We start from the raw sequence: 8,230 nt of genomic DNA, 5'->3' as shown, positions 1-8,230 counted from the left end.
CCCACATCCAGGACACCACCACCCTCAACGCCCACTACTGGTACGACAACCTCCGCAACCCCGTCCTCCTCCAACCCACCATCGAACAACTCACCACCACCGGCCACCACACCTACATCGAAACCAGCCCCCACCCCGTCCTCACCCACCCCATCACCGACACCACCGAGGGCCACAACGTCCACGTCATCGAAACCCTCCGCCGCGACCAAGGCACCCACCACCGCTTCACCACCAGCCTGGCAACCCTGCACACCCACGGCATCGCCCCGTCCTGGCACGCCCACATCCCCACGCATCGCACCACAGCCGACGATCCCCAACTGCCCACCTACGCTTTCCAACACCAGTCCTACTGGCTCGAGTCACTGCCCTCGGACCGAAACGCGACCGGTCTGGGACTGCACCCGGTCGAGCACCCGCTGCTGACCGCGGCCGTCGAACTCGCGGACGCCGGAACGCACTTGTTCACCGGGCGGATCTCGGTCCGCACCCATCCGTGGCTCGCGGACCATGCCGTCCTGGACACCATCCTGTTGCCGGGTACCGCGTTCCTGGATCTCGCACTGCACGCGGTGGAGGCGACCGACACCGTCGCCCTGGAGGAACTCACGCTGGAGAGCCCCCTCGTCATTCCCGCCGTGGGCGCCGTTCAGCTTCAGGTCGCGCTCACCGCCCCGGACGACACCGGCCGACGCACCATCACCATCCACTCCCGCACCGACGACCCGAACACCGACCAACCCTGGACCCGACACGCCGTAGGCGCCCTCACCGCCGACGAACTCGTCTCTGCGGCAACCGCGTTCGATGCGGCGAGTTGGCCTCCGCCCGGGGCGGTCGAGCTGGATGTGTCGGACCACTACGACCGGTTGGCCCTGCACGGCCTCGGCTACGGACCGGTCTTCCAAGGTCTCCGGGTCGCCTGGCAGCTCGGCGACGAGCTGTACGCCGAGGTCGACCTGCCCCCGGACACCGATGTCTCCCGCTTCGGCCTGCACCCCGCACTTCTCGACGCCGCGCTGCACCCGATGGGGCTGGCCCCGGCGCCGGAGCCGGTGGCGGATTCGAGCGCGTCGGAGGTGCCTCGCCCGGTGGTGCTCCCGTTCTCCTGGAACGGGGTACGGCTGCACCGCACCGAGTCGACCTCGGTCCGGGTGCGGCTCACTCCCGTCGGCGAACACGCGGTGGCGCTGGAGGTCGCCGACCGCACCGGTGCCCCGGTGGTCACCGTCGAGTCCCTCACCGTACGTCCGCTCTCACCCGAGCAGCTCGCCTCGGCGCGCGGCGGCGGTGCGACGGACTCGCTGTTCCGGTTGGGTTGGCAGCCGGTACCGGCCGGCCCGGTCGAGGCGGGTGCCTGGGCCACCCTGAGTGCGGACGGCCGGTTCCACCACGCCGACGCCGAAGGTGTCTCGTACGCCGATCTCGCAGCGCTGCGCGCGGCGTTGCACGAGTCTCCGGGCTCGCCGCCGGGCATCGTCCTCGCGCCGGTCGGGTCCGCACTCGACGGGGACGCCGCCCCGAAGGCGGTACGTACGGCCGTCGGCGAGGCACTGGCCCTGCTCCAGGAGTGGCTGGCGGACGCGCGGCTCGTCGACAGCCGGCTCGTGGTGGTCACCACCGGCGCCGTCGCCACCCGGTCCGGCGAGGACACGTCCGATCTGGCGGGCGCGGCCCTCTGGGGCCTGTTCCGGTCCGCGCAGAGCGAGCACCCCGAGCGGTTCACCCTGGTCGACACCGACGGCAGCGCCGGGTCGCGCCGGGCCCTGGCGTACGCCGTCGCGGGTAGCGAACCGCAACTGGCCCTGCGGGAGGGAAAGATCCTGGTCCCGCGCCTGGCTCGGGCCGGCTCGGCGGGCGCCGGGGACGATCCGGCGCCGCGCGTCCTCGATCCGGAGGCCACGGTCCTGATCACCGGCGGCACCGGAACGCTCGGCCGGCTGGCCGCGCGGCAGCTGGTCACCGAACACGGGGCCAGGCACCTGCTGTTGGCCAGCCGACGCGGACCGACGGCCGAGGGTGCCGGCGATCTCGCCGACGAACTCATCGGTCTCGGCGCCACCGTGACCATCACCGCGTGCGACACCGCCGACCGCGCGGCGCTCGCCGAGCTGCTCGACGCGATCCCCGCCGAGCACCCGCTCGGCGCGGTCATCCACACCGCCGGCACGCTGCGAGACTCCGTCGTCACCGGCCTGACGGGTGAACATCTCGACGCGGTCCTGCGGCCCAAGGTCGACGCGGCCTGGCATCTGCACGAACTCACCCGCGACCACGACCTCAGCCACTTCGTCCTCTACTCCTCGGCGGCGGGTTGCTTCGGCAATCCCGGGCAGGCCAACTACGCCGCCGCGAACACGTTCCTGGACGCGCTAGCCCACCATCGTCGGGCCCGGGGGCTCGCCGGCACGTCGCTCGCGTGGGGCCTGTGGGCCGAGACGAGTGCGCTGACCGGCGGCTTGGACCCGACCGACCGGGCCAGGGTGACCCGTGGCGGACTACTGCCGCTCGACACGCGGGAAGGACTCGAACTGCTCGACGCGGCGCTCGGGCTCGGCGCGCCGGCGCTGCTGCCGGCTCGGCTCGACCCGGCCGCGTTGCGCGCGCAGGCGGCCGACGGCACGCTGCCGGCGATCCTGCGCGAGCTGATCCGGCTGCCCGGTCGACGCACGTCGGCCGTCGCTGTGGAGCCGCTCGCGGACCGGTTGAGCGGGTTGTCCGATGTCGAGCAGTCCGCGCTGCTGCTCGACCTGGTGCGCGGCCAGGTGGCGGCGGTACTCGGGCACGCGAGTCCCGATGCGGTGGTCGGCGATCAGGGCTTCAACGATCTCGGCTTCGATTCGCTCACCGCCGTCGAGTTGCGCAACCGACTCAACGGCGCGACCGGCCTGCGGCTGCCCGCGACGCTGGTCTTCGACTACCCGACCCCGGTCGCGCTGGCGGGCTACCTCCGGGACGGCCTCGCGCCACGCACCTCGCCGTCCGCGCCGGCGCTGGCCGACCTGGACCGCCTCGAAGCGAGCCTGGCACGCCTGGAAGCCACCGAGGACGAGGCCACACGCGGTCGCATCACCCAACGCCTCCAGGCGGTGCTCTCCCGCTGGACGGCTCCCACGACCACCGCCGACGCGGACGTCACCGACCGCATCGACACCGCCTCCACAGACGACATCTTCGACTTCATCGACAACGAACTCGGCCGCTCCCTCCAATAGCCCTCCCCCAAACACCCCGTCCACCCGGTCCACCCGCGCGCGCCCCGTCGAGGAGAAGTTCCGATGGCAACGAATGAAGAGAAGCTCGTCGACTACCTCAAGTGGGTGACCAACGACCTGCACCAGACCCGCCGTCGGCTCCAGGAGGTCGAGGCCAAGGAGGCCGGTCGCGGCCGCGAGCCGATCGCGATCGTCGCGATGAGCTGCCGCTATCCGGGCGGCGTCCGCACGCCCGACGACCTGTGGCGACTCGTCGCCGAGGGCACCGACGCGGTGGGCGGCTTCCCGACCGACCGTGGTTGGGGCGTCGAGGAGCTCTACCACCCCGATCCCGATCGGCTCGGCACCTCTTACACCCGCGACGGCGGCTTCCTGCACGACGCGCACCACTTCGATGCGGAGTTCTTCGGGATCAGTCCGCGCGAGGCGATCGCCACCGACCCGCAGCACCGGTTGCTCCTGGAGACGGCCTGGGAGGCGTTCGAGCGCGCGGGGATCGAACCGACCTCGCTGCGCGGCAGCCGTACCGGCGTGTTCGCCGGCGTGATGTACAGCGACTACGGGTCACGGCTCCAGACCCACGCGGCCGAGGAGTTCGAGGGATACATCGGCAACGGCAGCGCGAGCAGCATCGCGTCGGGACGCCTGTCGTACACGTTCGGTCTCGAAGGACCCGCGCTGACCATCGACACGGCGTGCTCCTCGTCCCTGGTCGCCATTCACCTGGCCGCCCACGCGCTGCGTCAGGGCGAGTGCACCCTCGCCCTGGCCGGTGGCGTCACCGTGATGGCCTCTCCGGGCCTGTTCGTGGAGTTCAGCCGCCAACGCGGACTCGCGCCCGACGGCCGGTGCAAGTCGTTCGCCGCGGCGGCGGACGGCGCCGGCTTCGCCGAGGGTGCGGGCTTGTTGCTGCTGGAGCGGCTCTCCGACGCCGAACGCAACGGACACCCCATCCTCGCCGTCCTGCGCGGCTCCGCCGTCAACCAGGACGGCGCCAGCAACGGACTCACCGCACCCAACGGCCCCTCCCAACAACGGGTGATCCAACAGGCCCTCACCGGAGCCGGACTGACGGCCGATCAGGTGGACGCCGTCGAAGCGCACGGCACCGGCACCACCCTCGGCGACCCGATCGAGGCACAGGCCCTGCTCGCCACCTACGGCCAGGACCGACCCGCCGAACACCCCCTCTATCTGGGCTCGTTGAAGTCCAACATCGGCCACACCCAAGCCGCCGCCGGTGTCGCCGGCGTGATCAAGATGGTGCTGGCCATGCGGCACGGCATACTGCCCAAGACACTGCACATCGACGAACCGTCACCACACGTCGACTGGACCGCCGGCGCCGTCACCCTGCTCACCGAGGCCGAACCCTGGCCCGAGACCGACCACCCGCGCCGCGCCGGCATCTCCTCCTTCGGCATCAGCGGCACCAACGCCCACCTCATCATCGAGCAGGCACCCACCGTCGAACCCGACGCGGTGTCGGCGGCCGATCCGACCACCGGGACCGGCGACGCCCGCCCCGTCCCATGGCTTCTCTCCGCCCGTACCCCGCAAGCGCTCCGGGACCAGGCGCAGCGCCTGCACGCGCACATCGACGCACATCCCGAGCTCGATCCGATCGCCGTCGCGCACACACTCGCCACCCGGCGGACCACGTTCGACCACCGCGCGGCCGTCGTCGCCGACAAGCGCGAGGACTTCCTGCTCGGCCTCACCGCGCTGGCCCAGGGCCAGGTGAGCACCACGACGCTCCGCCACCACCACACACCCGCGGCCGGTCGCGTCGCGTTCATGTACACCGGGCAGGGCAGCCAACGACCCGGCATGGGTGGGCAACTGCGATTGGCCCACCCGGTGTTCGCCGATGCCTTCGAGAACGCCTGCGCCCACCTCGACCCGCACCTGGACACGCCACTGCGCGACGTGATCGACCACCACCCCGAACTCCTCGACCAGACCCGCTACACCCAACCCGCACTCTTCGCCCTGCACATCGCCCTCCATCACCTCCTCACCCACCACGGCATCACCCCCGACTACCTCATCGGCCACTCCATCGGCGAACTCACCGCCGCCCACCTCGCCGGAGTCCTCACCCTCCCCGACGCCGCCACCCTCGTCACCACACGCGCCCGCCTCATGCAAACCGCACCCACCGGCGGCACCATGATCGCCATCAACACCGCCCCCACCGAACTGGCCGAACTCCTCGACGGACACCAAAACCTCGTCTCCATCGCCGCCCACAACGCACCCCACGCCACCGTCATCTCCGGCGACCGCGAACTCTGCCTGCACATCGCCGGACAGGCCCGCGCGGCAGGCCACAAAACCAAAGAACTCAAGGTCAGCCACGCATTCCACTCACCCCACATGGACCCCATCCTCGACGAGTTCCACACAATCGCGAGCACCCTCACCTACCACCCCCCACACACCCCACTGATCTCCAACACCACCGGCACCATCGCCACCACCGAACAACTCACCGACCCCACCTACTGGACCAACCACATCCGCCACGCCGTCCACTTCCACGACGGCATCACCACCCTCCACCACCAAAACGTCACCACCTACCTGGAGTTGGGACCCGACACCACCCTCACCACCCTCACGCAGGAGACCGTGCACGCGCTCCGCCGGGACGAGTCCGGTGCCCGGGGCGAATCGGCGTTCGTCCCGCTCCTGCGCGGGCACCGGCCGCAGGCTCGGAGCGTGGCAACCGCTCTGGCCACCGCCCACCTGCACGGGGTGTCCGTCGACTGGCCGTCGGTACTCACCGGACCCGCCGGTCCGCCGCCGCCCGTCGACCTGCCGACGTACGCCTACCAGCGGCAGCGCCTGTGGCTGGACGTACCGGAATCCCCGGGCGCCGAGGCCGGGTTCGACGGTGTGGCGGAGGCGCCGGCCGACGCGCGCTTCTGGGCGGCGGTGGAGAACGACGATCCGGATGCGCTGGCGGACGCGTTGCACGTGGATGCCGACGGACAGGCCGCCCTGCGTGCGTTGTTGCCCGCGCTGACCGCGTGGCGGCGGCAGCGCCGGTGGTGGCACCGGGTGGTCTGGCAGCCGGTACCGGAGCCGTCGAGTGCGGTGTTGTCGGGCACGTGGCTGCTGCTCGCGCCGGCGGATCATCCGGCCGCCGACGACGTGTTCGCCGCGCTCGGCCGGCATGGCGCGCGGCCGATCCGGATCGAGGTCCCGGTCGCCGCGGACGGCGCGCCGGACGTGCACGCGTTGTCCGCCGCTTTGGCGCGGCATTGCGATCCGGACGGAGTGCTGGCCCTGGCACCGCTCGACCCGGATCCGGACCCGGACCCGGCCGGTCGGCTGGTGCGGGTGCTGACGGAGAGCGGGATCAAGGCGCCGCTGTGGTTGCTCACCCACGACGCGGTCGCGCTCCGCGGCGACGCCGCGCCGGCGCGGCCGGACCGGGCGCTCGCGTGGGGCTTGGCCCGGGCGGTGGGCACGGGCGCACCGGACGCTCCGGGTACGGTCCGCCTGGTGGATCTGCCCGAGCGGCCGGACGGGTGGGCGACGGCGCGGCTGGCAGGCGTACTGGCGGGTGCCGACATCGAGGACCAGGTGGCGATTCGGGCCACCGGGGTGTTCGTCCGCCGACTGGTGCGGGCCGCGCCCGGTGCGCGGGCGGCCGACGGCGGCGGCTGGAAGCCGCGTGGCACCACGCTGATCACCGGGGGCACCACATCCCTCGGTGCCCAGGTCGCCCGCCGGCTGGCCCGACGCGGCGCCGATCATCTCCTGCTCACCCGGGCCGTCCCGGGTGACACATCGGCGCTGGAGGAGGAACTGGCCGGCCTGGGCACGCGGGTGACGGTCGCCGTCTGCGACCCGGCGGATCCGGCCGAGACGGCGCGGTTGCTCGCGCTGGTCCCGGCCGAGCACCCGCTGTCCGCGGTGCTGCACACGACACCCGCCCCGATCGCCGAAACCGAAACCGTGGCAACCACGCTTGAGGACAAGGCCGTTCACCGGTCGGCGGCGGCGAACCTGGATCGGGCCACCGAGCACCTGGACCTGTCCGTGTTCGTGCTCTTCTCCTCGCTGGCCGGCCTGCTCGGCACCTCGCCGGATCCGGCCGACGCCGGTACACACGCGTATCTGGAGGCGCTCGCCCACGCACGCCGGCAGCGGGGGTTGCCGGCCGGTGTGGTGGCATGGGGTCCGTGGGACTCGACCGGCGCGGGGGCGGTCGAGGTGGACGGGCTGCGGCCGGTGGCCCCGCAGCCGGCGATCGAGGCGCTGTTCGAGGCGCTGGCTCAGGCGCCGGATCGGGACGTGCCGAGCCTGGTCGTCGCGGACGCCGCGTGGGATCGCCTGCCTGCCCGCTCCGCGGGGGTGGGCGCGGCCGCGCTGGTGCGCGATCTCGCGGCGACGGGCGCCTCGTCGGGCCCGGCGGGCGCCGGCGCGGCGGCCGACGCGGGTGATCGGTCCGTCGAGGTTCGGCGGCGGGTGCTGGCGGCCCCGGACGACGCGGCGGGCGAGCGTGTCCTGCTCGACATCGTGCTCGGGCACGTGGCGGCGCTGCTCGGGCACGGGTCGGGCGCGGCGATCGACGCCGACGAGGACTTCGTCGCGTTGGGTTTCTCCTCGTTCACCGCACTGGAGTTGCGCAATCTGCTGAGTGCCGCGATCGGGGTCGAGTTGGCCACGGTGGCGGTGTTCGACAATCCGACGCCCGCCGCGCTGGCCCGGTTCCTGCGGCTGGAGATCGAGGCGAGCGAGCCGGTCCCGGCCGCGGTTTGAGCGAACTCCCGGTACACGCACGGCGTCCCGCGACCGATTCGGTCGCGGGACGCCGTGCGTGGGTGTGGGCAATCGGTGCCGTGACCGGGAAACACACACGAGCACTCGGTGCCGTGGCCGGGAACGTACACGAGCGCTCGCTCCCGTGGTCGAATCACGAGTGCTCGCTCCCGTGATCGGAAACTTGCCCGGGTGCACGGTGCTCTGGCCTCGGACGGTACACCGGAGCTCGCTCC

Annotated in this window: 2 protein-coding genes; both read left to right on the top strand. The window is 72.2% G+C overall.

Going from position 1 to position 8,230, the window contains the following annotated elements; genetic code table 11:
* Positions 1-3,218, top strand: a 3,218-nt coding sequence (locus ACIRL2_RS48035; RefSeq protein WP_402241582.1) for an SDR family NAD(P)-dependent oxidoreductase, incomplete at its 5' end; no start/stop codon positions are given.
* 63 nt (positions 3,219-3,281) lie between these two features.
* Entirely contained in the window at positions 3,282-7,994 is a 4,713-nt protein-coding gene (locus ACIRL2_RS48030; RefSeq protein WP_402241579.1) for a type I polyketide synthase, read from the top strand.
* Positions 7,995-8,230: the final 236 nt, after the last annotated feature.

It is taken from the genome of Embleya sp. NPDC127516 (genome assembly GCF_044765325.1).
Classification (GTDB): Bacteria; Actinomycetota; Actinomycetes; order Streptomycetales; family Streptomycetaceae; genus Embleya.
Note: the sequence above shows the minus strand (reverse complement) of the source record. Positions and strands in the feature narration are given on the sequence as shown.

What these genes read in the sequence shown, in the direction of transcription:
- ACIRL2_RS48030 (WP_402241579.1), top strand. Translation starts at nt 3,282, where the DNA reads ATGGCAACGAATGAAGAGAAGCTCGTCGACTACCTCAAGTGGGTGACC.